Annotated in this window: 19 protein-coding genes; 8 read left to right on the top strand and 11 right to left on the bottom strand. The window is 70.9% G+C overall.

Annotated features, from left to right (window positions below; genetic code table 11):
* Positions 1-4: 4 nt before the first annotated feature.
* A complete protein-coding gene (locus BEK98_RS36190; RefSeq protein WP_094220974.1) occupies positions 5-460 on the top strand; it encodes a MaoC family dehydratase in 456 nt (151 codons plus the stop codon).
* A gap of 4 nt (positions 461-464) precedes the next feature.
* Here the strand turns inward: BEK98_RS36190 and BEK98_RS36195 are convergent, their stop codons facing one another.
* From BEK98_RS36195 to BEK98_RS36225, 7 genes are read right to left on the bottom strand one after another with little or no spacing between them, the layout of a single operon-like run.
* Entirely contained in the window at positions 465-2,144 is a 1,680-nt protein-coding gene (locus tag BEK98_RS36195) for a PHP domain-containing protein (RefSeq protein ID WP_094220975.1), read from the bottom strand.
* Positions 2,145-2,171: 27 nt separating this feature from the next.
* Positions 2,172-4,019, bottom strand: coding sequence for a LamG-like jellyroll fold domain-containing protein (locus tag BEK98_RS36200; protein WP_094220976.1), 1,848 nt, complete (start codon positions 4,017-4,019; stop codon positions 2,172-2,174).
* 46 nt (positions 4,020-4,065) lie between these two features.
* Entirely contained in the window at positions 4,066-6,996 is a 2,931-nt protein-coding gene (locus tag BEK98_RS36205; RefSeq protein WP_094220977.1) for a glycoside hydrolase family 2 TIM barrel-domain containing protein, read from the bottom strand.
* On the bottom strand, positions 6,993-7,829 hold the full coding sequence (locus BEK98_RS36210) for a carbohydrate ABC transporter permease (protein WP_094220978.1): 837 nt from the start codon (positions 7,827-7,829) through the stop codon (positions 6,993-6,995). The genes BEK98_RS36205 and BEK98_RS36210 overlap by 4 nt, the downstream gene beginning before the upstream one ends.
* Before the next feature lie 14 nt (positions 7,830-7,843).
* On the bottom strand, positions 7,844-8,800 hold the full coding sequence (locus BEK98_RS36215) for a carbohydrate ABC transporter permease (protein WP_094220979.1): 957 nt from the start codon (positions 8,798-8,800) through the stop codon (positions 7,844-7,846).
* Entirely contained in the window at positions 8,800-10,086 is a 1,287-nt protein-coding gene (locus BEK98_RS36220; RefSeq protein ID WP_094220980.1) for an ABC transporter substrate-binding protein, read from the bottom strand. The genes BEK98_RS36215 and BEK98_RS36220 overlap by 1 nt, the downstream gene beginning before the upstream one ends.
* A gap of 56 nt (positions 10,087-10,142) precedes the next feature.
* A complete protein-coding gene (locus BEK98_RS36225) occupies positions 10,143-11,162 on the bottom strand; it encodes a carbohydrate kinase family protein (protein WP_094220981.1) in 1,020 nt (339 codons plus the stop codon).
* 164 nt (positions 11,163-11,326) lie between these two features.
* Here BEK98_RS36225 and BEK98_RS36230 point away from each other — a divergent pair, with 164 nt between their 5' ends.
* The 4 genes from BEK98_RS36230 to BEK98_RS36245 are packed head-to-tail and all read left to right on the top strand — an operon-like array spanning position 11,327 to position 17,765.
* The gene (locus tag BEK98_RS36230; protein ID WP_094220982.1) at positions 11,327-12,091 is read left to right on the top strand and encodes a DeoR/GlpR family DNA-binding transcription regulator; all 765 of its coding nucleotides are present in this window, start codon (positions 11,327-11,329) and stop codon (positions 12,089-12,091) included.
* Positions 12,088-13,425 carry a 6-phospho-beta-glucosidase gene (locus tag BEK98_RS36235; RefSeq protein WP_094220983.1) on the top strand — a complete coding sequence of 446 codons (1,338 nt, stop codon included), beginning with the start codon at positions 12,088-12,090 and terminating at the stop codon, positions 13,423-13,425. The genes BEK98_RS36230 and BEK98_RS36235 overlap by 4 nt, the downstream gene beginning before the upstream one ends.
* 32 nt (positions 13,426-13,457) lie before the next feature.
* The gene (locus BEK98_RS36240; protein ID WP_094220984.1) at positions 13,458-16,511 is read left to right on the top strand and encodes an alpha-mannosidase; all 3,054 of its coding nucleotides are present in this window, start codon (positions 13,458-13,460) and stop codon (positions 16,509-16,511) included.
* A 3-nt stretch (positions 16,512-16,514) separates the two neighbouring features.
* Entirely contained in the window at positions 16,515-17,765 is a 1,251-nt protein-coding gene (locus tag BEK98_RS36245) for an alpha-L-fucosidase (RefSeq protein ID WP_094220985.1), read from the top strand.
* 251 nt (positions 17,766-18,016) lie between these two features.
* Here BEK98_RS36245 and BEK98_RS36250 read toward each other — a convergent pair whose 3' ends face one another.
* Both BEK98_RS36250 and BEK98_RS36255 read right to left on the bottom strand, forming a co-directional pair.
* The gene (locus BEK98_RS36250; protein ID WP_094220986.1) at positions 18,017-19,705 is read right to left on the bottom strand and encodes a carbohydrate binding domain-containing protein; all 1,689 of its coding nucleotides are present in this window, start codon (positions 19,703-19,705) and stop codon (positions 18,017-18,019) included.
* Positions 19,706-19,839: 134 nt separating this feature from the next.
* Positions 19,840-20,973 (bottom strand): ATP-grasp domain-containing protein, encoded by a 1,134-nt coding sequence (locus tag BEK98_RS36255; protein ID WP_094220987.1) that lies wholly within the window; start codon positions 20,971-20,973, stop codon positions 19,840-19,842.
* A gap of 291 nt (positions 20,974-21,264) precedes the next feature.
* Here BEK98_RS36255 and BEK98_RS36260 point away from each other — a divergent pair, with 291 nt between their 5' ends.
* The gene (locus BEK98_RS36260; RefSeq protein WP_094220988.1) at positions 21,265-22,170 is read left to right on the top strand and encodes a metallophosphoesterase family protein; all 906 of its coding nucleotides are present in this window, start codon (positions 21,265-21,267) and stop codon (positions 22,168-22,170) included.
* Positions 22,118-22,798 carry a 4'-phosphopantetheinyl transferase family protein gene (locus BEK98_RS36265; RefSeq protein WP_094220989.1) on the top strand — a complete coding sequence of 227 codons (681 nt, stop codon included), beginning with the start codon at positions 22,118-22,120 and terminating at the stop codon, positions 22,796-22,798. Before BEK98_RS36260 ends, BEK98_RS36265 begins: the two co-directional genes overlap by 53 nt.
* Before the next feature lie 20 nt (positions 22,799-22,818).
* On the opposite strand, the gene BEK98_RS36270 is transcribed toward BEK98_RS36265, so the two are convergent.
* Entirely contained in the window at positions 22,819-23,046 is a 228-nt protein-coding gene (locus BEK98_RS36270; protein ID WP_094220990.1) for a hypothetical protein, read from the bottom strand.
* A 260-nt stretch (positions 23,047-23,306) separates the two neighbouring features.
* Between BEK98_RS36270 and BEK98_RS36275 the strand changes: the two genes are divergently transcribed.
* On the top strand, positions 23,307-24,320 hold the full coding sequence (locus BEK98_RS36275) for an alpha/beta fold hydrolase (protein WP_094221026.1): 1,014 nt from the start codon (positions 23,307-23,309) through the stop codon (positions 24,318-24,320).
* A gap of 23 nt (positions 24,321-24,343) precedes the next feature.
* On the opposite strand, the gene BEK98_RS36280 is transcribed toward BEK98_RS36275, so the two are convergent.
* Positions 24,344-24,889 carry a toxin-antitoxin system, toxin component gene (locus tag BEK98_RS36280; protein WP_094221027.1) on the bottom strand — a complete coding sequence of 182 codons (546 nt, stop codon included), beginning with the start codon at positions 24,887-24,889 and terminating at the stop codon, positions 24,344-24,346.
* Between the last annotated feature and the right edge of the window lie 6 nt (positions 24,890-24,895).

The raw sequence follows: 24,895 nt of genomic DNA on the forward strand, positions 1-24,895 counted from the left end.
CCATATGAGCGTCACCGTCAACGGCATCGACGAACTGAAGAAGCTCGCGGGCAGCGACCTGGGCACCAGCGAGTGGATCGAGGTCACCCAGGAGCGCATCGACACCTTCGCCGACGCCACCGGCGACCACCAGTGGATCCACGTGGACCCCGAACGCGCCAAGGAGGGCCCCTTCGGCGCCCCGATCGCCCACGGCTACCTCACCCTCTCCCTGTTCATCCCGCTCTTCACCGAGCTGCTGGACGTCCAGGGCGTGACCACGAAGGTCAACTACGGGCTGAACAAGGTGCGTTTCCCCTCCCCGGTGAAGGTGGGCTCGCGCATCCGGCTCACCGCGCGGCTCGCCTCCGTGGAGGACGTGCCGGGCGGGGTGCAGATCGCCGTCGACGGCACGATAGAGATCGACGGCGGCGGGAAGCCCGCCGCCGTCCTGCAGAGTCTCTCCCGCTTCTACGCGTGAGCGGTCACCGCTGCACGTCGACGAAGACGGGGTTGGAGTAGAACCACGTGTCGGCCCACGGGTCACCGTTTCCGGGCTCGTGGGCGATCGGCCCGTGCGGGTCGACCGCGGCGCCGAGGTAGCCGGCGCCGTGCCGGTTGCCGTCGCTGCCGCGCAGCCGTACGTAGAACGACTCGTCCCCGGCGGTCAGCGGGATGCGCAGGGTGTACGTGCCGGTACGGCCGCTGACGTCCCTGGTCTCGACGACCTTGGTGTCCGGCGCCTGCCAGCTGTCGCGGTCGGCGACCGGGCCGCGCACCGCGCCCCGGATCACGTCGACGTGCGCCAACTGGGGCAGGATCCCCTGCGGGTTGGCCCGGGAGGCGGTCGTCACCGTCACGTACAGCGTGATCTTCTCGCCCTTGCGCACGCGGAGCCGGCCGCCCAGTGTGACCCCCCGCCCGAAGTCGCAGTCCCGCTTGAGCCGCACGTCGAGCCCGTCGAGCAGATGCCCGTGGTCCAGCCAGACGCGGCCCGCGCGCAGGCCCGCCATCACGGCGCGGTAGCCGTAGCGGGTCACGCCGACGTGGGTCCGGCTGAACTCGCCGGGCCAGAAGTCGCTGCCGGGCTGCGGGGTGTCGGTGTCGACCGGGTCGGGCAGCTTCCCGGTGTTGTCGAAGTTCTGGCCGGGCTGCCAGTCGCCGTTCTTCCAGGTGTCGAAGACGGTGCGGTGGTTGTCGGAGTTGGTGGTGATCGAGAACAGCCGGCCCTCGGCCAGCATCGAGTCCCACAGACCGCCGACCGTCGCGGTGGCCCAGTCGAAGCCGCCGTAGGTGAGGTAGGCGTCCGTCGGGTAGCCGGTGAAGGAGTTCGCGGAGGGCTTGTTCTCGTACTCGCCGCGGATCGACGTCGCGCCGCGCCAGCCGGGGATGGCCGCGCCCTGGGCGCCGGGCGCACCCTCCATGCCGATCATGATCTCGGGGGCCGCGTCGCGCCAGTTGCGCATCTCGTGCGGGGAGTCGATGCCGAGGCGCAGCGGGTGGTTGGCGAGGACGAGGACGTCGTCGACGTAACCGGTGCGGCGCTGCTCGGCCAGCCACTGGATGGCCTTGACGGCATGGGCCTCGTTGCGGGCGGTGTTGGCGTTGTCCGGCGCGCCGTCGGTGTAGCCGAGCAGCTTGCCGTCGTAGGCCAGCTCGAACTGGGTGAGCAGGTCGACCTCGTGGGGGCCGGGGGCCGCGAAGATCGTGCAGTGCTCGGCGGCCGGGATGTACCACTCCAGGCCCTGGAAGATCAGCTGGCGCGGGTTCTCGGCGCGGGCCTTGAGGATCTCCTGGTGTTCCAGCGCGGCGCCGTAGTGGGCGTGGCCGAAGTTGGAGTGCTCGTTGAACACCATCCAGTCCAGGCCGTACCTGGCGGCGGCCTGGGCCTGCTGCGAGAACGTGTACTTGGCGTCGTGGCTGTAGACGGAGTGGACGTGGTGGTCGCCCACGAGGTAGGCGAGGCGCGGATCCTCGCCGCCGAAGCCCTTCTGGTGGGCAGGGGAGGCCGAGGCGAAGGCCGGTGTCGCGGCCGAACCCAGGGCGAACGCGGCCCCGAACAGTCCGGCGCGGTGGAGGAGTCCGCGTCTCGACACGCCCTGCGCGTCGAGGGAGGCGGGGGAGACGGACGGGTCGGCCCAGGAGGGCAGCTGCTGCTCGGTCATGATCGTGAAAAGTCCTCTTCGAGGGCGTCAGTGGTTCATGAAGGAGGTGACGGGCAGCGCCCGTTCGACGATGCGCACGTCGCCGAGACGGCCGTGCAGGATCTGGTCGATCTTCCCGGCGTACTCGTAGCCGCCGAGCAGCCAGGGCAGACCGACGGAGGTGATCCCGACGGCCGGCGCCTTGGGGTTGCGGACGACCGGGCAGCCCTCGACGTACAGCGTGGTGTGCTGCCCGTCGTTGACGACCGCCAGGTGCCACCAGGTCTCCAGCGGCGTCTCCTGCCCCCAGTTGGTGGCGATGCCCTCCTGGTTGAGCGGACGCATCGCCCACTGCGGCTCCCGGTCGTTCGACAGGGACAGCGTGGCCAGCGGCTCGTCGGGGTCGTCGCCGGTCTTCCCGGCGGCGCCGCCGGTGCCGGTGCGGCTGACGACGCCGGACCAGGCGTGGTGCGAGGGGTCCCAGTCGGCGGGGAGGCGGTAGAAGGCCTCGATGGTGTAACCGGCCTCGAACGTCGCCGAGTTGAGGGGCGCGCCGTCGACCGTGCGCAGATACGCCCCCTTCAGCGGGGACTTGAAGCCCTGGAACTCCAGGCTGCCGTGGCCCGGCTGGTCGGGGTGGTGGTCCGCCGACCAGGTCAGCGCGCCGCCGCCGACCGTGACGAGCGTGAGGTCGTTGCCGCGCCCGGACAGGTCACGGACCGTACCGCTCACGCCCGTACCGTTGTCGTGTCCGTCGAAGCGCCAGTAGGCGACCGTGCCGGGGACGACCATCCGGGACGCGGGGCGCGCCGGACGCGCGGGGACCGGGGCGAAACCGGAGAAGCGCGCGGCGAAGTCGATGCCGACGGAGAACCGGTCCGCGTCCCCGCTCAGCTCGATCTCCTGCCGCTCCAGCTCGTTGAGCCCCTTCGCGGCCCGGCCCAGGATCCAGGGCGAGACCGTCTCCACGTCGATGACGTTCCGGTCCAGGTCGAAGCGGTACAGGCGGATCATCGCCGCGCCGCCGAAGTACCGGTTCTGGTAGTTGGTCAGGTGCAGGTGCACCTCGTTGCCGGCCGCGTTCTTGAGGGTCGCGCGGCCCGCGGGCCAGTAGTGGCCGTTCAGGGTCAGGAAGATCTGGTCGTGGTCCTCGATCAGCCGGTCCCACAGCTGCTGCCCGTAGGCCGACAAGGTGTCGTCCTCGACGACCAGCTCGTGCGTGGTGAGGATGACCGGCGTCTTCGGGTGCTGGGCGAGGACGTCCTTCGCCCAGGCGTACCCCTTCGCCGACAGCCGCCAGTCCAGCGCCAGCACCATCCACTCCCGTCCGCCGGCCCGGAAGAGATGGAAGGTGTTGTAGCCGTCGGGCGAGGCCCCGCCGAACGTCTTCCTGCCCTGGAACCGCTGCGGCCCGAAGACGTCCAGGTACGCCGTCGCACCGCGCTGGTCGTCCGTCGAGGACCGCACATCGTGGTTGCCGGCGAGGACGCTGTAGCCGACGCCCCGCCGGTCGAGGATCCCGAACGCCTCGCCGATCGCCGCGAATTCGTCCTTGGCGCCGTTCTGGGTGAGGTCACCGAGGTGGGACAGAAAGACGACGTTCTCGTCCCTGCCGTGTTCCAGCAGATAGCGCAGGGACGCCTCGACGGGCGCCTTGTCGATGCTCGGTCCGTCGAAGAGGTACTGGGTGTCGGGCATCACCGCGAGGGTGAAGCGGCGGCTCTCCGGATCGGGCCGCCAGCGGGAGGCCGACGCGGGCGCCGCCTCGGCGGCGGTCGGCAGCGCGACGCCGGCCGTGGCGGCGGCGCCGAGCAGCGCCGTGGCCCTGAGGAAGCCGCGCCTTCCGGCTCCGGCCTGCGCGGCCTCGCCCTGGGGGTGGTCATGCGAAGTACACACGTGTGCTCCGTGAGAGGGGTGAAGGGGAGAGGAGGCGTGGGGGGAGTCAGAGAGCGCGCAGGGTCCAGCTCCAGCGGTGGACCCCGGCGGGGACGAGGTAGGAGGGGGCGGTGTCCGGGCCGCAGGACGCCGTGCCGAGGCCCCGGTGCGCGGCGTCCAGGTGCACCACGCAGCCCTGGCGCGGCACCAGTTCGTCGTGGTGCGCGGCGGCGGTCAGGTCCTCGGCGCGGTAGCGGGTGACGGACACCTGCCGTGGCTCGTCCAGCTCGACCGCGATCCCGGTCGCGTCGGACGCCGACAGCCTGAACCGCCGTACCCCGTGCCGGCCGCCGCTCTCCTGCGGGCGCAGATACGGCGTGAACAGCTCGTCCACGGGCAGCGCGTAATGGCCGACCGGCGCGCCCGTCGAGCGGTCCGGGTACGACTCCCAGGGCCCCTGCCCGAACCACTCCAGCAGATCGAGCCCCGGCACCGTCTCGAACACCGACCCGACCCGGGCCACATCGTCGAACTCGGGAGGCAGTTCGGCCGACTCGGTCACCCGGACGCCGCCCTCGACCGGCGTGAACTCCTGCCGGTGCCGTACGACACCGGCCGTCCCGGCGTACTCGGCGAGCACGGTCACCGTCTCGCCCTCGTGGCGCACCGAGACGACCTTGCGGACCAGGGTGTCCAGACCCCAGGTCCGCCAGCGGCGGGCGATGCCGCCCAGCTCGTCGTTGTCGGTGGGCGCCCGCCACAGGGACAGCACCGGCGCGGCCGTCAGCAGCGGATGCACCAGCAGCCCGTCGTCGTCCACCCGCACCGTCCGCCCGGGCGCGGCCGGTCCCGGCTCCGTTACGGCGGCCGCCCGCAGCCGCACCTGCGGCGCGCACACCTCCGTACCGCGCGGCGCCCACGCCTCGTCCTCGGCGGTCGTCACCCGCAGCGTCAGCCACGCCTCGCCGCCGTCCTCGGGCAGCGTGAACGGCAGCGGTACGGCGGCCGTCTCGCCGGGCCGCAGATCCGGCAGCTCGGCCGGCCCGGTCAGCACGCGACCGTCGGCCAGGGACAGCTCCCACCTGGCCGCCAGCCAGTCCAGGCCGCGGAAGTGCTGATGGTTGGCGAGGACGATCCCCTCGTGTTGGTAGCACCGGATGCGGACCGGTGCCGCCAGCTCCCGGTGCTCGTACAGCACGGGCTTGGCCGTGCGGTCCGGGAAGACGACCCCGTCGGCGATGAAGGCACCGTCGTGGAGGGGCTCGCCGAAGTCGCCGCCGTACGCCCAGCGATGGCCGGGCGCGGCGACACCGTTGTCATACAGCCCGGCGCCCGCGCGCCCGGCCGGTCTTCCATCGCTCACGCGCTGCAGAATTCCGTGGTCCCAGAACTCCCAGATGAAGCCGCCCTGAAGACCCGGCGTTGACTCGATGGCCGCCCAGTGGTCGGCCAGGGTGCCGTTGCTGTTGCCCATCGCGTGCGAGTACTCGCACTGGATCAGCGGCTTGGTCTGCTCCCCGGACAGGGCGTGCGCCACACAGTCCACGATCGGCGCGTACATCGGGCACGCGATGTCGGACGCCACGTCCGGATCCGCCCAGCCGCGCTTGGCTGCCCCCTCGTACTGGAGGGGCCGGGTCGGATCGTGCCGTCGCACCCAGCCGGCCGCCGCGTCGTGGTTCGCCCCGTAGTCGGACTCGTTGCCCAGCGACCAGATGATGACCGACGGGTGGTTCTTGTCGCGCAACACCATCCGGGAGACCCGGTCCACGAACGCGTTCAGATAGCGCGGGTCGTCGGCGATCTCGTGCGCGTGGTCGTGCGACTCGATGTCGGCCTCGTCGACGACGTAGAGGCCCAGCTCGTCGGCGAGGTCGTAGAGGGCCGGGTCGTTCGGGTAGTGGGAGGTGCGGATCGCGTTGAAGCCGAACCGCTTGAGCAGGACGAGGTCCGCACGCATGTCGTCGTACGACACCGTCCGCCCGGTCAGCGGATGGAAGTCGTGCCGGTTCACGCCCCGGATGTACACGCGCTCGCCGTTGACCAGCAGATCGCGGCCGACGATCTCGACGTCGCGGAAGCCGACGCGGTGCCGCGAGATGTCGGCGACCGTTCCGTCCGGGCGGTGCAGGCGGACGGTGAGGTCGTACAGCTCGGGGGTCTCGGCGTTCCAGGTGCGCACGTCGGGGATCGTGGCGTGGACACGGGCCTCGCCGAGGAAATCGGAGACGCGGTCGTCCTCGGCGTTGACGCGGTCGAACTCCGTGTCCTGGGCGAGGAGCCGGCCGTCCAGATCGCCGCTGACGTACCACCCCTCGGGCAGCGCGCCGCGGGTGTCCCGCACCCGGCAGTCGACGCGCAGATCACCGTCGTACGCGGCCCGCACGGTCACGTCGGCGAGGTACAGGGGATCGGTGGCGTACAGCAGCACGGACCGGGTGATCCCGCCGTGCCACCACTGGTCCTGGTCCTCGATGTGCGAGGCGTCCGACCACTTCACGACGGTGAGTCGTACGACGGACCGCTCGCCGGGGCGCACGACATCCGTGAGGTCGAACTCGGCGGCCAGGTGGGAGTCCTTGGAGATCCCGACGGGCCGTCCGTCCACGTGCACGAGGAGCACGCTCTCGGCGGCCCCGACCTGAAGCACGATCCGGCGTCCGGCCCAGTCGTCGGGGACGTCCATCTCGCGCTCGTAGACGCCCGTAGGATTGGCCGCGGGCGACTGTGGCGGGAATTCTGTATACGGCATACGGACGTTCGTGTACTGCGGAAGGTCGTCGGCACCGGCGGACTGCATGGTCCAGACGCCCGGGACGTACGACGACGACCAGGCACCGCCGACCGGCGCGTCCGGAGCGGGCAGCAGCTGGAATCGCCAGTCGCCGTCCAGGGGGAGTGCTCCGGAGCGCCGGTCGACGGCGTTCATGGGCAGCCGCCCCCAGGAGGTCACCTCGGGTGCCTCCCAGGGGCGCAGCGCGGACAGCGGGTCCGTCACTTGACGGCTCCCTTGCCCAGGTCGCCGATGATCTGCTTGGCGCCGATCGCGAAGACGATCAGCAGGGGGACGAGGGCGAGGAGTGCGCCGGTCATGACCATTCCGTAGTCCGTGGTGCCGTGGACGCCGTTGAGCTGGGACAGTGCCACCTGGAGGGTGACGTTGTCCGGGTTGGTGAGGGCGACCAGGGGCCAGGCGTAGTCGTTCCAGGTGCCCATGAAGGTGAAGATGCCGAGGAAGGCCAGCCCCGGCCGGACCACCGGAAGGGCCACGTGCCAGTACTGGCGCAGGAAGTTCGCCCCGTCGATGCGCGAGGCGTCGAGGAGTTCGTCGTGGATCGCGCTCCGCATGTACTGGCGCATCCAGAAGATGCCGAAGGCGTTGGCCGCCGCCGGCACGATCAGCGCCGTCATCGAGCCGATCCAGCCGATCTTCGCCATCATCACGAACTGCGGGATGATCGCCAGCTGCGTCGGCACCATGAAGATCAGCATGAGCAGCCCGAACAGCAGCCTGCGGCCCGGGAACTCGAACTTGGCGAAGACGAACGCGGCCAGCGAGTCGAACAGCAGGACCAGGAAGGTCACCGACGACGCCACCAGCAGTGAGTTCAGCATCGAGCCGAAGAAGTCGACGTTGTCGAAGAGACTGCGGACGTTCTGCAGGAAGTGCGAGCCCGGCAGCAGCTTCGGCGGGTAGGAGAAGATCTCGGTCGCCGTGTGCGTCGACATGATGACGGCCCAGTAGAACGGGAAGGCCGACAGCAGCAGTCCGATGACGAGTACGGCGTGCAGCGCTATCCCTCTGCTGCGGGTTCCCTTGATGGATGCCATGGTGACCGGCCTGCCTATTCTTCGCCCCGGCGCTGCACCAGGCGCCAGTTGATGATCGAGAAGAGGACGACGACGAGGAAGATCCCCCACGCCACGGCGGCGCCGTAGCCGAAGTCGTTGTTGTCGAAGGTCTGCTGGAAGAAGTAGAGGACCATGGTCCGGCCCGCGTGGCCCGGGCCGCCCGAGAACGTCGAGTCGTTCGAGGTGTTCTGCAGCAGCACCTGTGCCTCGGTGAAGCTCTGCAGGCCGGTGACCGTCGACACGACGAGCACGAAGAGCAGGGTCGGCCGCAGCTGGGGCAGTGTGATCCGGAAGAACGTCTCCACGGGACCCGCGCCGTCCACCCGCGCCGCCTCGTACAGCTCGCTCGGGATGGTCTGCAGGCCGGCGAGGAAGATGATCGCGTTGTAGCCGGTCCACTGCCAGGTCATCAGTGTCGCGATGGCGACCTTGATGCCCCAGGGGGTGTTCAGCCACGCCACCTGGTCCAGGCCCACCGCCTGCAACAGGGCGTTCATCAGGCCGAAGTTGGTGGAGAAGACCGAGCCGAAGACGATCGCGACGGCGACGACGGAGGTCACGTTCGGCAGGAAGTAGGCGAAGCGGTAGACGTTCTTGAAGCGGACCGCCGAGTTGAGCATCACGGCCGTGACCATCGCCAGGAAGATCATGGGGAAGGTGGCCAGCGCCCAGATGATGACCGTGTTCCCGATCGAGCTCCAGAAGTCGCTGTCGCTCAGCAGGTACCGGTACTGCGACAGACCCGCCCACTCCATCGAGCCGAGGCCGTCCCAGCGGTGGAAGGACAGGTAGAGCGAGAAGCCGACGGGGATCAGGCCGAAGGCGAGGAACAGCAGATAGAAGGGGGAGATCGCGGCGTACAGGTGCCAGTACTTGCGGAAGCCCGTGCGGGGTCCGGCAGTCGGGGTCTGTTCCGCGACGACGGGAGGCTTCTCCAGAGCGGTGGCCATCAGTAGCTCACCCCCAGGTGCTTCGCGATGCGCCGGCACTTGCTCATGGCGTCACTCCAGGCCTTGTCCGGGTCCTTGCCGAGGACGCCGACGTTCTTGATCTCGTCCTTGATGGGCTGCCCGAGCGCCACGTCGTACGGGCTGTTGTAGGCGACCGCGATCTTCTGCGCGGCCGGCCCGAAGACGTCCGTCGTCACCTGGCCGCCGAAGAAGGGGTCGGGCTCGCGCAGTTGCCTCAGGCCGTAGGAGGCGGGCGTGGAGGGGAACAGACCCGCGTCGACGTAACCCGAGGCCTGGTTGGCCGCATTGAGCATCCACGCGATGATCTCGAAGGCCCGCTCGGGCTCCCGGCACTCCTTGGTGATCGACAGGAACGAGCCGCCGTTGTTGGAGGGCCGCACCGGCATGTCGGCGATCCGCCACTTGCCCTTGGTCTTCGGGTTGCCGTTCTTGATGTCGTACGTCGCCCAGGAAGCACCGAGCTGACTGGGCAGCTTGCCGTCGTCCACCGCGGAGATCTGGTCCGGGGTGCCGGTGACGAGGTTCGAGACGATGCCGCGCCGCTTGGCCTCCACGGCCAGCGACCAGGCGCGCCGGACATGTGCCTGGTCGCCGATGAAGTGCCGGTCCTTGTCGACGTACCGCTTGCTGCCCTGCTGCACCGCGTTCTCGAAGACGGCGTTGACGTCGGTGAGCAGGTACGTGTCCGGGATCCGCTTCCTGAGCTGCTCGCCCGCCGCGAAGTACTTCTCCCAGGTGTTCAACTCCTCGGAGACGTCAGCGGGTTCGTACGGCAGCCCCGCCTTCCGGAACACCTGGTACTGATAGAAGTGCGCGACCGGTCCGCAGTCGATCGGGAAGCCGACCATCGAGCCGTCGTCGGCGATGCCCTGCTCCCACTTCCACGCCAGGTACTGGCTCTGGTACTTCTCCGCCCCCAGCGTGCGCAGGTCCACGAACTGGTCCGCGTTGGGCAGATAGGAGGCCATGTCCTCGCCCTTGAGGCCCGCGATGTCGGGGACATGGGCGTTGCCGGTCATCGTGGTGATCAGTTTTGACCGGTAGTAGCCGCCGATCTTGATGGCCTGCAGGTTCACCGTGGAGTCGTAACGGGCCCTGGCCTTCTTCAGGACCGTGTCGCCGAGGCCGCCGTCCCAATACCACAGGACCATGTTCCGGCCGGTGGAGCCGGTCGGAACGGCACAGCCGGACGCCAGGCCGCCGAGCGCCGTGGCGGCCCCGGTGGCCAGGCCCGCGCGCAGCAGGCCTCTTCGTGAGAGCCGCACAGCTCCCACCGCCTTTCGGATCTGTTCGGGACTTCGCATGGGTGCGGGAGTGGGGGTCAGTACTGCCGTGCGGGGGGAGTGACGGGGGCGTACCGCACGGGCGGGCCCGGATCCGCCGGGAGGCGGTCCGCCAGGAACCCGTACGCGCGCCCGAGGTCCGGGTCGGTCAGTGAGCGCCACCAGCGGTCGACGCCGTACCAGCCGGGTGCCGCCAGTGCCCCGCCGTGCCGCTGGACGGAGAGGCCGGCGGCCAGGACGGCGAACCGCAGCCGTTCCTCCAGGGGCCAGCCCGCGAGCGTGGCGGCGACGAAGCTCGCCGCGAACACGTCGCCGGCGCCCGTCGCGTCCAGGACATCGATGTCGAGGGCCGGGACGTCCGCGTACTCGCCGGTGGTCTGGTCGACGGCGATCGCCCCGTCGCCGCCGCGCGTCACGACCGCCACCGGGACCAGCTCGGCGAGCGTGCCGAGGGCGGCGACGGCGCTGTCGGTGCGGGTGTAGGCCATCGCCTCGGCCTCGTTGGGGAGGAAGGCGTGGCACAGGGAGAGCTGGTCGAGGAGGTCACGGGACCACTGCTGGGTGGGGTCCCAGCCGACGTCGGCGTAGATGTGGGTGCCGTTGGCGGCGGCCTTGGCGAGCCAGGCGCGGGGCTCCGCCTCGATGTGGACGAGGGCGGTGCGCGCCTCGGGCGGGTCGCCCATCAGCGCGTCCTGCGAGTACGGCGGCTCGCTGCCGTGGGTGACCAGGGCCCGGTCGGAGCCGTGAGCGAGGGAGACGGTGACCGGGGTGGGCCAGCCGTCCGCCCGGCGGGAGAGGGTGAGGTCGACGCCCTCCTGGCCGGCGAGGATCTCCTGGCAGTAGGCGCCGTAGAAGTCGTCGCCGAAGACGGTGGCGAGCGAGGTGCGCAGGCCGAACCGGGCGGCGGCCACCGCGAGGTTGGCTATGCCGCCGGGGCCGCAGCCCATGCCCGCCGTCCAGATCTCCTCGCCCGGCGTCGGCGGTCTGCCCAGACCCGTGAGGACGAGGTCGTAGAAGAGCAGCCCGGTCAGGAGCACATCGGGCCGGTCGTCGTCCACGGAGGCGTCCTCTCGTCGGAGTCGTTCAGAACCGCTCGTCAGAACCGCTCGTCAGAACTGTTCAAATTCGGTGCACGGAATCGTGCGCCGCTCCGAGAGATTGGTCAATACCCGAGCAGAAGTGAGCATGGATTTGATTGAAGATGACGAGTAGTGTTCATGCCGTGCTGGCAGAACGACGACATCAACTCATCCTGCGGGCCCTGCGCTCCGGTGGCCCCGCGGCCGTGACCGATCTCTCCGAACAGCTGGGCGTGAGCCCCGCCACCATCAGGCGTGACCTGGTGAAACTGGAGGAGGACGGCCTGCTCACCCGGGTCCATGGCGGCGCGGTCGTGGAGGAGGGCGACCAGCCCTTCGCCGAGGTCGCCGAGATGCGGGTGGCCGAGAAGGACGCCATAGCGGCGCGCGCGGCGGCGATGGTCGAGGACGGTCAGTCGGTGCTGCTCGACATCGGCACCACCGCCTACCGGCTCGCCCGCCAGCTGCACGGCCGCCGGCTCACCGTGATCACCAGCAACCTGGTGGTCTACGAGGAGCTGGCCGACGACGAGGGCATCGAACTGGTGCTGCTCGGCGGCATGGTCCGCCGCGAGTACCGCTCCCTGGTCGGCTTCCTCACCGAGGACAACCTGCGCCAGCTGCACGCCGACTGGCTCTTCCTCGGCACCAGTGGGGTGCGCCCGGGCGGGCAGGTGATGGACACGACGGTCGTCGAGGTGCCGGTCAAGCGCGCGATGATCAAGGCCGGCGACCGGGTCGTGCTGCTCGCCGACGCGGCGAAGTTCCCGGGTACGGGGATGGCGAAGGTCTGCGGCCCGGAGGACCTGGACGTGGTGGTGACGAACGGGCCGGTCGACCCGGCGACCCGCTCCGCACTGGAGGAGGCGGGCGTCGAGGTGGTCCTGGCCGGAAGGGTGCAGACGTGAAGCTGACGATTCTGGGCGGCGGCGGATTCCGGGTGCCGCTCGTGTACGGGGCGCTGCTGACGGACCGCGCCGAGGGGCGGGTCACCGAGGTCGTGCTGCACGACCTGGACGACAGTCGACTGTATGCGGTCGCCCGTGTACTGGATGAACAGGCGTCGACCGTCGACGACGCCCCTCGCGTGACCGCCACGACCGATCTCGACGAGGCCCTGCGCGGCGCCGACTTCGTCTTCTCCGCGATCCGCGTCGGCGGCCTGGAGGGCAGGGCGAACGACGAGCGGGTGGCCCTGGCCGAGGGCGTCCTCGGGCAGGAGACGGTCGGCGCGGGCGGGATCGCATACGGTCTGCGGACCGTCCCGGTCGCCGTCGACATCGCCCGGCGGGTGGCCCGCCTGGCGCCCGACGCCTGGGTCATCAACTTCACCAACCCGGCCGGACTGGTCACCGAGGCCATGTCCCGACACCTCGGCGACCGGGTCATCGGCATCTGCGACTCGCCGGTCGGCCTCGGCCGCCGTATCGCCCGGGTCCTCGGCGCCAACCCGAACGAGGCATGGATCGACTACGTCGGCCTCAACCACCTCGGCTGGGTGCGCGGCCTGCGCGTCGCGGGCCGCGACGAACTCCCGCGTCTGCTCGCCGACCCGGGCCTGCTCGGCTCCTTCGAGGAGGGCAAGCTCTTCGGCGTCGACTGGCTGCAGTCCCTCGGCGCGATCCCCAACGAGTACCTGCACTACTACTACTTCAACCGCGAGGCCGTACGCGCCTACCAGCAGGCCGAGAAGACCCGCGGTGCCTTCCTGCGCGACCAGCAGGCGCACTTCTACGAGGAGGTCAGGCGGTCGGACGCCTCCGCCCTCGACGCCTGGGACCGCACCCGCGCCGAACGCGAGGCGACCTACATGGCCGAGAACCGGGAGACGGCCGGCGCCGGAGAACGCGACGCCGACGACCTCTCCGGCGGCTACGAGAAGGTGGCCCTCGCGCTGATGCGGGCCATCGCCCGGGACGAGCGCACGACCCTGATCCTCAACGTGCGCAACCGGTCCACCCTGTCGGTCCTCGACGCGGACGCCGTCATCGAGGTGCCGTGCCTGGTCGACGCCAACGGCGCCCACCCGGTCGCCGTCGATCCGCTGCCCGGCCACGCCACCGGCCTGGTGTGCGCGGTCAAGGCGGTCGAGCGCGAGGTGCTCGCCGCCGCCGAGTCCGCCTCGCGCACGACGGCCGTGAAGGCCTTCGCGCTGCACCCGCTGGTCGACTCGGTGAACGTGGCCCGCAGGCTCGTCGAGGGCTACACCGAGGTCCATCCCGGCCTGGCGTATCTTAAGTAAGCGCTTTCCCTCCCCGCTTCCTGGAGACTTCCATGCACGACGAACGCCGTCGGATCGAGGAGCGCGTAGAGCGCCTCCACAACCAGCGGATCAAGCCCGCGATCTACGCGGCCACCGTCCCCTTCGAGGTGGAGTCCTGGCAGGCCCCGGGGGAGCCGGTCTCCTTCGAGGAGGCCGCGGCCGCCCCGTACGAGCCCTTCGCGATGGGCACCCCGTGGGGACCGCCCTGGGGCACGACCTGGTTCCGGATGCGCGGCCGGGTGCCCGACGGGTTCGCGGGCCGGCGCGTCGAGGCCGTCATCGACCTCGGCTTCGTGGGCGACTGGCCCGGCAACCAGGCCGAGGCGCTGGTGCACCTGACGAACGGGACGCCGCTGAAGGCGGTCAACCCGCTCAACCAGTACGTGCCCATCGCCAACCCGGCGGCGGGCGGTGAGTCGGTGGACTACCTGGTCGAGGCGGCTTCCAACCCGGACATCCTCGCCAACGACTTCGCGGGCCCGACCCCGCTCGGCGATGTACTGACGGCGGGCGACCGTCCGCTGTACACGTTCCGGCGCGCCGACATCGCCGTCCTCGACGAGGAGGTCTGGCACCTCGACCTCGACGTCCAGGTGCTGCGCGAACTGATGCTGGAGCTGGGCGAGCACGACCCGCGCCGGCACGAGATCATGCACGCCCTCGACCGGGCCATGGACCTGCTCGACCTGGACGACATCTCCGGCTCGGCGGCCGCCGTGCGCGAGGCGCTGAAGCCGGCCCTGGCCAAGCCCGCGAACGCGAGCGCGCACCGCCTCTCCGGTGTCGGCCACGCCCACATCGACTCGGCCTGGCTGTGGCCGATCCGCGAGACCAAGCGCAAGACGTCCCGCACCTTCTCCAACGTGACCTCCCTGGCCGACGAGTACGAGGAGTTCGTCTTCGCCTGCTCCCAGGCCCAGCAGTACGAGTGGGTGCGCGACAACTACCCGCATGTGTGGGCCCGGATCCAGGAGTCCGTGAAGAAGGGCCAGTGGGCGCCGGTCGGCGGCATGTGGGTGGAGGCCGACGGCAACCTGCCCGGCGGCGAGGCCATCGCCCGCCAGCTCATCCACGGCAAGCGGTTCTTCATCGAGCACTTCGGCATCGAGACCAAGGGCGTCTGGCTGCCCGACTCCTTCGGCTACACCGCCGCCTACCCGCAGCTCGCCAAGCTCGCCGGCAACGACTGGTTCCTCACCCAGAAGATCTCCTGGAACCAGACCAACAAGTTCCCCCACCACACCTTCTGGTGGGAGGGCATCGACGGCACCCGCATCTTCACCCACTTCCCGCCCATCGACACCTACAACGCCCGCTTCAGCGGCGAGGAGATGTCCCGCGCGGTCCGCAACTACAGCGAGAAGGGCGGCGCCACGCGCTCGCTGGCGCCCTTCGGCTGGGGCGACGGCGGTGGCGGCCCCACCCGCGAGATCATGGAACGGGCCCGGCGGCTGAAGGACCTGGAGGGCTCCCCGAAGGTCGAGATCGAGCACCCCGACGCGTTCTTCGCGAAGGCCCGCGCCGAGTACCCCGACGCCCCGGTCTGGGTCGGCGAGCTGTACCTGGAGCTGCACCGCGCCACCTACACCTCCCAGGCCCGCACCAAGCAGGGCAACCGGCGCAGCGAACACCGGCTGCGCGAGGCCGAGTTGTGGGCGACGACGGCCGCGCTGCACGCGCCGGGCTACACCTACCCGTACGAGAAGCTCGACCGCCTCTGGAAGACGGTCCTGCTGCACCAGTTCCACGACATCCTGCCCGGCTCGTCCATCGCCTGGGTGCACCGCGAGGCGGAGGCCGAATACGCCCGTGTGGCAGGGGAGTTGGAGGAGCTGACCGCCGAGGCGGTGGCCGCGCTCGGCGCCGGCGGGACGCGCGCCTTCAACACCAGCCCGTACGACCGCGCCGAGGTCGTCCGCACCTCCGAGGGCGCACCGGCGTACGTGCGGGTGCCCGCCAACGGCAGCGCGCCCCTCGGGGACGCGGAGCCCGCGCAGCCGGTGACGGTCGGCGGCCGCGTCCTCGACAACGGTCTGGTCCGGGTACAGGTGGCGGAAGACGGAACACTGTCTTCTGTATACGATCTACGGGCGCATCGCGAAGTCCTCGCCGAGCCGGGCAACCTCCTCCGCCTCCACACCGACCTCCCCAACTACTGGGACGCCTGGGACATCGACAAGCACTACCAGAACCGGTACACGGACCTCCTGGACGCCGACTCCGTCACCGTCGTCGAGGAGTCCCCGCTCGTCGGCGCGATCCGCGTCACGCGCTCCTTCGGCAAGGGTTCGACCATCACCCAGACGATCACCGTCCGCGCGGGCAGCCCCCGTATCGACATCGAGACGGACATCGACTGGCACGAGGCCGAGAAGATCCTCAAGGCCGCCTTCCCCGTGGACATCCGCGCCCCGCACTCCTCGGCCGAGATCCAGTTCGGCCACGTCCAGCGCCCCACCCACACCAACACCAGCTGGGAGGCGGCCCGTTTCGAGGTCTCCGGCCACCGCTGGGTGCACATCGCCGAGCCCGGCTACGGCGTCGCGGTCCTCAACGACTCGACGTACGGCCACGACGTCTCCCGCACGGTCCGCGAGGACGGCGGTACGACGACCACGGTCCGCCTGAGCCTGGTGCGCGCCCCCCGCGTCCCGGACCCGGGCGCCGACCAGGGCCGGCACCGCTTCACCTACTCCCTGCTGCCCGGCGCGGACATCGCGGACGCGGTCGCCGAGGGCTACGCGCTGAACCTCCCGCTGCGGGTGGCCGAGGCGGCGGGCGCACCGGAGCCGGTGGTCTCGGTGGACGGCGAGGGCGTGACGGTCGAGGCGGTCAAGCTCGCCGACGACCGCTCCGGTGACGTCGTCGTACGGCTCTACGAGTCCCGGGGCGGCCGGGCGAGCGGTGTGCTGCGCACCGGATTCCCGCTCGCCGGCGCCCAGGTCACCGACCTGCTGGAGCGGCCGCTGGAGGACGCGGCCGTGGCGGCCGACGGTGGCGTCGCCGTCGCGCTGCGGCCCTTCCAGATCCTGACCCTGCGGCTGCGGCGTGCCGAGGTGAGCTGACCCATGGCCGTACAACCCTGGTTCACCGACGCCAAGTTGGGGATCTTCGTCCACTGGGGCATCTACGCCGTCGACGGCGTCCAGGAGTCCTGGTCGTTCTACGACGACATCGTGCCGTACGACCGCTACATGTCCCAGCGCGGCCGGTTCACGGCCGCGCGCTACCACCCGCGCGACTGGGCGGCCCTGTTCGCCCGCGCGGGCGCCCGGTACGCCGTGCTGACCAGCCGGCACCACGACGGCGTCGCCCTGTGGGACACGGAGTACGGCGACCTCAACTTGGGCCGCGACTTCGTCGGGCCGTACGCCGAGGCCCTGCGCGAACAGGGCCTCAAGGTCGGCCTCTACTACTCCCACTCCGACTGGAGCCACCCCGACTACGCCTCCACGCGCAGGCCGGGCCGCCCGCCGGAGCAGGAGGACAACCGGTACTCCGAGGTCGCGGCCGAGTTCGAGGACCTGGACGCCTGGGAGCGGTTCATCGCCTACCGGGACGGCCAGATCCGGGAGCTGGCCTCCCGCTACCGGCCCGACCTGATGTGGTTCGACGGCGAGTGGGACCGCAGCGAGGAGCAGTGGCGCATCCCCGAACTCGCCGCGCTGATCCGCTCGTACACGCCGGACGTCGTCTTCAACGCCCGCATGCTGAGCGAGGGCGACTACGCCACGCCCGAGCAGGGTGCCCCGGTGGTTCCGCCGGAGGGGCCCTGGGAGCTGTGCCTGACGGTCAACGACTCCTGGGGTTTCCAGCACCACGACCACAACCACAAGTCGGTCGACCAGCTGATCCGGTACTTCACGGAGACCATCGGCGGCGGAGGCAACCTGCTCCTCGACGTCGGCCCGCGGGAGGACGGGACGATCCCGGCCGAGCAGGCCGAACGCCTCGAAGGGCTCGGCGACTGGATCCGCAGGCACGCGGAGGCCGTGTACGGGACCGTGCGGGGGCTGCCCGCCGGGCACCACTACGGCCCGAGCACCCTGTCGGCGGACCGCCGCACCCTGTACCTGGTCCTGTTCGACGCCCCGCGCGCCGAGATCAACGTACGCGGGCTGCTCGGCAAGGTGCGCCGGGTCAGTGTGCTCGGCACCGGCCGGGAGCTGGCCCACCGGGTCACCGGCGGTCTGCACGAGACGCCCGGGGTGCTGTGGATCGAGCCGCCCGCCGGGGCCGACCTCGACCCGCACGCCACGGTGCTCGCGGTGGAACTGGACGGTGAGCTGGAGCTCTACCGGGGGGCGGGCCGCTTCTGACGGCGGTGCACCTGCTTGCGCCCCGGGAGATGTGCATCGGGTCGGCCGGTCGCTCCCCGTGACCGCGACCGACCGACCCGATCCCCCGTACCCCCGTTGGTGCTTCCCCCGTCGGTGCTTCCCCCGTTGTTCCCCCGTGTTCCCCGTTCCTGATAGTGAGAGCGGCCGGGCCGCCCCCTGATACACCCCGGGCGGAAAAAAATCCCCCCGGCCCGGGAGCCGGGGGGATTCCGGTCGTACCGGGGCCGTGCTCAGCCGGTGAACCCGGCCGTGATCGAGGTGAACTGCCAGGTGTTCTGGCTGATGCCGGAGCAGTTGCTCACCACGCCACCGCCGGGGCAGGGGCGGTCGCGGTTGACGGCCCAGTAGGCGAGCCGGGCGATGTGGTGCGAGTTCGCCCAGTCGCGGATCTGGGTCCAGATCGCCGGCGTGGTGTTCTCCTGCTGGTCGGACAGGCCGTTCATGCCGGAGATGCCGATGTGGGAGTAGGCGGTCGCGTCGTCCCAGCCGAAGGTCGACTTGAGCTTGGCCTTCAGGCCCTCGGCCGCGTTGACGGTGTTGCCGTACATGTCGGAGCCGCCGCCGAAGTCGAACGGCATGATGGTGAAGACGTCGATGTTGGCGCCGAGCGACTGTGCCTGCTCGATGAGCCGGTTGCCGTAGTAGGTCGGGCCGGTGGTCGAGGTGCCGAAGGTGACGATGGTCTTCAGGCCGGGGTTGTTGGCCTTGACCGTCTTCAGGGCGGTGAGGATCTTCGCCTGGACGGCCTCGTTCTCGAACTCGTCCGTGTTCTCGATGTCCATGTCGATCGCCTTGAGCGAGTAGGCGTCGATCACCTTCTGCAGGGCCCCGGCCAGCGCGCTCGACGAGGAGCAGTTGGCGCCCAGCTTGCTGCCCTGCCAGCCGCCGAACGACGGGACGATGTCACCGCCCGCCGAGCGGATCTGGTTGATGGCGGTCTGGTCGACACCGCCGGTCAGCGCCCGGCTGCCGTCCCAGGCGGGGGTGCAGCCGCCCGAGTCCAGCACGAACGCCATCGTGAACCACTTGATGCCGGTCGCGCTCATCACCGTGCTCGGGCTCGGCGGATCGCCCCAGCCCTCGTACAGGTACGGCGCCGCCTGCTTGAATCCGGTGCCGCCGCCGCTGCCCGCGTCCGTGGTGACGGAGACGGAGTTGGAGGCCGCCGACACGTTCCCGGCCGCGTCCCGTGCCTTCACGCTGAAGGTGTACGACGTGCTCGGCGACAGCCCGCTGACCGTGGCGGACGTACCGGAGACGCTGAGGACCTGGCTCGATCCGCTGTAGATGTCGTACGCCGTCACGCCCACGTTGTCCGAGGAGGCGTTCCACCGGAGCGACACGCTCGACGAGGTCTTGCCGGTCGAGGTGAGCCCGCTGGGCGCGGTCGGCGCCTGGGTGTCCCCGCCGCCTCCGCCGCCGCCCGGGCCGTCCAGGCTGATGTCGTCGGCGTAGTACGTGCCCTGCGCGTACCAGCCGTGCACATAGATGGTGGCGCTGGTCTGCGAGGCGCCGGTGGTGAAGGAGACGCTGAGCTGGCTGTACGCGGACGGGGACGTCGTCCAGGTGGAGGCGCCGCCGTTGACGCCGAGGTAGACGTACGAGCCGCGGACCCAGCCGCTGAGGGAGTACGTCGTGTTCGGCTGGACCGCGACCGTCTGGCTGCACTGCGCGTTGTCGCTCGACGTCACCGCGCCCTGCAGGGCCTTGGATCCGCCGTGCACGGGGGAGGAGACGACCGAACCGAGGTTGCCGGTGCAGGTCCAGGGGGAGAGGCTGCCCGACTCGAAGCCGGGGTTGGTGAGGATGTTCGCGGCTTGAGCGGTGCCGGGGAGGGCGATGGCTCCGCCGAGCGCGAGGGCGGCGGTGCCGAGGAGGGCGAGAAACCGGCGTCTGGGACGCCCGAGTATGTGGCGCACGCGATCTCCCTGTGGGGAATGGGGTGTTCGGGAGTGCAGGGGAGTGCGAAGGTGCGCCAACCAAGTTGGTATGGACCAATCCGGGTGTCAAGAGGATGAGCCCGAATTGGTCCAGACCGGTGTGGGGGTTGTGGCTATGCGGGGGCGGTGGCGGGGGTGCCGGCCCCCGTGGTGACGTCGTGAGCGGGCGCCGGCACGGCCGGCAGCAGAACGTCCGGCTCCTCGACCCGCTGCTGGGGCAGGGTCACCGGCCGCAACGGCCGCGGCCCCGACACCACCGTGTAGTCCTGTCCGAGGAACGGCGGCTCCACCGCACCCGGGTCTTCGCCGAGGGCCAACTGCACCGCGGCCCAGGGCGCGTTCACCCCACAGAGCGACAGCTGGTGCAGCCCGCCCGCGGGCCGCGTGTTGACGTCCAGCAGCACCGGGCGGTCGCCCAGCATCCGGAACTGGATGTTGGACAGGTAGTGCAGCCCGAAGCCCTCCGCGATCAGCCGGGCCGGCTCCAGCCACTGCTCGTGCAGCGTGAAGCCCCGGCGGCGGCCGTTCTTGGTACGGCCCACGGACAGCCGGAGGCGGTTGTCCGGCCCGGTCAGGCAGTCGACGGACACCTCCGGCTGCTCCAGGCGCGGCATCACCAGCCAGTCCACCGTCTCCTCGGCCCGCTCCAGCGCCTCGACGACCAGATCCAGCTGGACGTACGGGCCCGGGAAGCCGTTGAGGTGCATGAGTGAGAAGGGGGCGCGCGTGATCATACGGAAGCCGACCCCGCCCGCGCCGGCGGCCGGCTTGAAGCACGCCCGGTGCCCGGCCGCCTCCAACTCCTCGACAGCAGCGACGAGTTCGTCGGCCGTACGCACCCGCCACCACGGCGGCACCGGCACGCCGACCGAGCGGACCGCCTCGTACGCGGTCGCCTTGTCCTCGAACACGGCCACCGCCTCGGGGGTCGGCGCCAGCAGCGCCGTACCCACCGCCGCGAACTCGGCCCGGTGCGCCACGATCGCCGTCTGGTGCAGCCGCGGCACGAACACGTCGATGCCGCGCCGTGCGCACTGGTCGAGGGCGTACTCGACGTACGCGGCCGGGGACAGGCCCTCCGGCTCCAGGTCGGCGGTGTCGGCGGCGGCCAGCACGGGGGAGTCGGCATCCCCGTGCGTGGCATGGATCTCGACCGCCCGGTCGCTGGGATTTCTCCGCAGCTGATCCATGAAGAACACGTTCTCCGCGTACGTGCGGTTGAGCCAGACGCGTACGCGAGAGAGCATGCAGGCCGCCTTTCAGGGTTTTCGGGCAGGGCTCAGCGGCCCGTGCCCGGGCAGGAGGAAGGAAGGGACACCAAACAACCCTGTGCGAAGGGGAATTAAGGGTGTTGGCGTTGGGGCGATCATACGGCTTTCAAGAGCCCGCGCGTGCAACGCGCATGTTACGGATTTCCCGGGGTTGTCCAGGGCCGTCCGGAGCCGGCCAGGGGCGCCCGGCCGGCGCGGGTTCCCCTTGTCCCCGGGCCGGTGCATGTGTTGTCGTGGTGCGGACAGGATGATCGGAAGGGGTACGGGGTGGAGTCGACGGCCGGGGCCGGACAGCTACTGGCCATCAGTGACCTGCACATCTCCTATCCGGAGAACCGCGCGCTCGTCGAGCGCATGCGGCCCGGGACGGACGACGACTGGCTGATCGTCGCCGGGGACATCGCGGAGACCGTGGAGGACATCCGCTGGACCCTCGCCACCCTCGCGGACCGCTTCAGCAAGGTCCTGTGGGCGCCCGGCAACCACGACCTGTGGACCCATCCGAGGGACACCGTCACCCTGCGCGGCGTCGCCCGTTACGAGCACCTCGTCGCCCTGTGCCGGGAACTGGGCGTGACCACGCCCGAGGACCCGTACCCGGTCTGGCGCGGCCCGGGCGGACCGGTCGTCGTCGCCCCGCTGTTCCTGCTGTACGACTACTCCTTCCTGCCTGACGGCTGCGCCACCAAGGCGGAGGGCCTGGCCTACGCGGAGAGCACCGGCATCGTCTGCAACGACGAGTACCTGCTCCACCCGGACCCCTACCCGACCCGCGAGGACTGGTGCCGGGCCCGCGTCGCCGAGACCGAGCGCAGACTCGCCGAGCTGCCGGCGGACCTGCCCACCGTCCTCGCGAACCACTATCCGCTCGACCGGCACCCGATGGACGTGCTCTGGCACCCGGAGTTCGCCATGTGGTGCGGCACCGCCCTCACCGCCGACTGGCACCGCCGGTTCCGGGTCGAGACGATGGTCTACGGACATCTGCACATCCCGCGGACGACCTGGCACGAGGGCGTCCGCTTCGAAGAGGTGTCCGTCGGATACCCACGTGAATGGCGCAAGCGCTCGGTACCCCCGGGGAAGCCGCGCCGCATTCTGCCGATGGAGGTCGGACCCGGTGATCGAGGAGCTGCTCCCGGAGTCGGTGGTGGCCGTGGAAGCGTTCGGTGACCACGCGGACCAGGAGACCTCGCTGTACCCGGAGGAGCAGCAGCTCGTCGCACGGGCGGTGGCCAAGCGCCGCCGGGAGTTCGCGGCCGTACGGGTCTGCGCCCGGCGCGCCATGGAGAAGCTCGGGGTGCCGCCGCAGCCCGTGCTGACCGGCGAGCGCGGTGCGCCCCGCTGGCCGGCCGGGCTCGTCGGCAGCATGACCCACTGCGACGGATACCGCGCCGCCGCACTGGTCCGCGCCGCGGATCTGGCCTCCCTCGGGATCGACGCCGAGGTGCACGGACCGCTGCCGGAGGGTGTGTTCGAGAGCATCGCCCTGCCCACCGAGCAGGACCGCCACCGCCGGCTGTGCGCCACCCGGCCCGGCGTGCACTGGGGCCGGGTGCTGTTCAGCGCCAAGGAGTCCGTCTACAAGGCGTGGTTTCCCCTCGCCCGCGCCTGGCTGGACTTCTCCGAGGCCGACATCGAGCTGATCACCGAACCGGGCCCGGGGACGCGCGGCCGCTTCCACGCCCGGCTCCTCGTCCCGGGGCCGGTGGTGGACGGCGTACGCCTGACCGGGTTCGACGGCCGCTGGCTGGTCGCGGACGGTCTCGTCCTGACGACGGTGGCCGTCCCGCACCACTGAACGGGACGGCACCCGCCGCCTCACTCCTGTGGGCACCAGTGGCGCAGCAACCTGAAGAACTCCTCCTCGTTGCCCGCGAGTCCCGCCCGCGCCAGGGCCCCGTCCGCCTCGGCGAGCACGGCGGGCGGCACCATGACGGGCCGGCCGCCGTCCACAGGCCCGTCGAAGGCGGCGCGCACGGTGTGCAGCAGCCTCAGATAGGCCTGTACGGCGGTGCGCTCACGGTCGGTCAGTACGGCGGTGGGCATCGGTCGGCTCTCCCCGGTTCGGCGTCACGGTCACGCGCCCTGCGGCGCCGTGCACCGCGTCGTGCGGCGCACACCACCAGCTTGCCGTCCACCACTGACAACGCCGTTCGGCTCTGCCTCGGTTCGCCCGCTTAGCCGAGGTGAAACGCCACCGAAACCCCCGGTGCGCAGGCCTGCCTACGCTGGAAGGAGGGGGCCGGGGGCCGCGTCCGCGCGAGCGTCCGGCCCGGTCGACGGAGGGAGGACGCAGGGTGGCCGACATGCAGCGACCGCGCCCGGTGCGGGCCGTACGGCTGCGTCCGGTGGGCGACACCGAACTCCAGCCGCACCACCGGGTCGTGCACGGCTACCGGCGCGCCTTCCGCATGGCGGGCCGGGGCCCGGCCCTGGTCCTCGTCCACGGCATCGGCGACTCCTCGGCCACCTGGGCCGACCTGATCCCGGACCTCGCCCGTACCCACACCGTGATCGCGCCCGACCTGCTCGGGCACGGCGGCTCCGACCGGCCGCGCGCCGACTACTCGGTGGCCGCGTACGCCAACGGCCTGCGCGATCTGCTCACCGCGCTGGGCGTCGAGTCGGCGACGCTGGTCGGGCACTCGCTGGGCGGGGGAGTGGCGATGCAGTTCGCCTACCAGTTCCCCGAGCGCACCGAACGCCTCATCCTGGTCAGCGCGGGCGGAGTGGGCCGTGAGGTCAACCCGGTGCTGCGGCTGGTCTCGCTGCCCGGCGCCGACCTGATGCTCTCCGCGCTGCGGCTGCCCGGCATGCGCCTGAACATCGGCCTCGCCGCCCGACTGCTGAAGCTGCTGGACACCGACCTCGGCCAGGACGCGCCCGAACTGCTCACCCTGGTGGACGCGTTGCCGGACGGCACCTCCCGCAACGCCTTCATCCGCACCCTGCGCGCGGTCGTCGACTGGCGCGGCCAGGTCGTCACCATGCTGGACCGCTGCTACCTCACCCAGGGCATGCCCACCCTGCTGCTCTGGGGCGACCGGGACAGCGTGGTACCGGTCCGGCACGCGTACAACGCCCACGCGGCCATGCCCGGCAGCCGTCTGGAGATCTTCGAGGGCGCCGGCCACTTCCCCTTCCACACCGACCCGGCCCGCTTCCTCGCCCTGGTCCAGGAGTTCACCTCCACGACCGCACCGGCTGCCTGGAGCCGCGAACGCTGGCGAGAACTCCTCCTGGAGGGCGGCCCCGGCACGGCCCGCGCCGAAGCACGGCAGCGGGAACTGCGCGAGGCGAGCGAACGCAGCGCGACGTGAGGTCGGCGGTGGGGTGCCGGGGGTCAGCCCTGGAGCCCCGGGTACCCCAGCGACGCCTCGATGCGGCCCGCCACGTCGTCCCGCCGGCCAGGGCCGCGCAGGGCCGAACCGGCCAGCCAGGTACGGCACTTGCTGGCGAGGAGCAGACCGAAGGTCTCGGCCTCGCGTTCCTCGGCCTGGTCGAAGCGGGTGCGGGCGGCGACGCGGTGGATCGTGGCCTGCAGGGCGGCCTGGTCCGTGTCGTCGCTCAGCAGGCGGGTCGCGACGCCGATCCCGGCGTGGTCGAGGTGGTGGCCGCAGTGGTCGGCCTGCATGTGCCACAGCTCGTGACCGAGGATGACCAACTGGTGGGCGGGCGCGGTGCGTTCCTCCACGACGATCAGATCGCGGTCGGCCATGTCCAGCCACAGCCCGCTGGCCGTACCGGGCGGGAAGGCGGCCGTACGGAAGTGGACGGGGCGGCCGCGGCGGCGGCTCATCGTCTCGCACAGCGCGCGGTACAGCTCGTGCGGCGGGGCCGGCGCCGGCAGGGTGAGGTCCCCGACCAGCTCGGCGCACAGCCGGCGCATGTCCCT

Source organism: Streptomyces diastatochromogenes, from assembly GCF_002242805.1.
GTDB lineage: Bacteria > Actinomycetota > Actinomycetes > Streptomycetales > Streptomycetaceae > Streptomyces > Streptomyces diastatochromogenes.

What these genes read in the sequence shown, in the direction of transcription:
- BEK98_RS36190 (WP_094220974.1), top strand. Translation starts at nt 5, where the DNA reads ATGAGCGTCACCGTCAACGGCATCGACGAACTGAAGAAGCTCGCGGGC.
- BEK98_RS36195 (WP_094220975.1), bottom strand. Translation starts at nt 2,144, where the DNA reads ATGACCGAGCAGCAGCTGCCCTCCTGGGCCGACCCGTCCGTCTCCCCC.
- BEK98_RS36210 (WP_094220978.1), bottom strand. Translation starts at nt 7,829, where the DNA reads ATGGCATCCATCAAGGGAACCCGCAGCAGAGGGATAGCGCTGCACGCC.
- BEK98_RS36215 (WP_094220979.1), bottom strand. Translation starts at nt 8,800, where the DNA reads ATGGCCACCGCTCTGGAGAAGCCTCCCGTCGTCGCGGAACAGACCCCG.
- BEK98_RS36240 (WP_094220984.1), top strand. Translation starts at nt 13,458, where the DNA reads ATGCACGACGAACGCCGTCGGATCGAGGAGCGCGTAGAGCGCCTCCAC.
- BEK98_RS36245 (WP_094220985.1), top strand. Translation starts at nt 16,515, where the DNA reads ATGGCCGTACAACCCTGGTTCACCGACGCCAAGTTGGGGATCTTCGTC.
- BEK98_RS36255 (WP_094220987.1), bottom strand. Translation starts at nt 20,973, where the DNA reads ATGCTCTCTCGCGTACGCGTCTGGCTCAACCGCACGTACGCGGAGAAC.
- BEK98_RS36270 (WP_094220990.1), bottom strand. Translation starts at nt 23,046, where the DNA reads ATGCCCACCGCCGTACTGACCGACCGTGAGCGCACCGCCGTACAGGCC.
- BEK98_RS36275 (WP_094221026.1), top strand. Translation starts at nt 23,307, where the DNA reads ATGCAGCGACCGCGCCCGGTGCGGGCCGTACGGCTGCGTCCGGTGGGC.
- BEK98_RS36280 (WP_094221027.1), bottom strand. Translation starts at nt 24,889, where the DNA reads ATGCGCCGGCTGTGCGCCGAGCTGGTCGGGGACCTCACCCTGCCGGCG.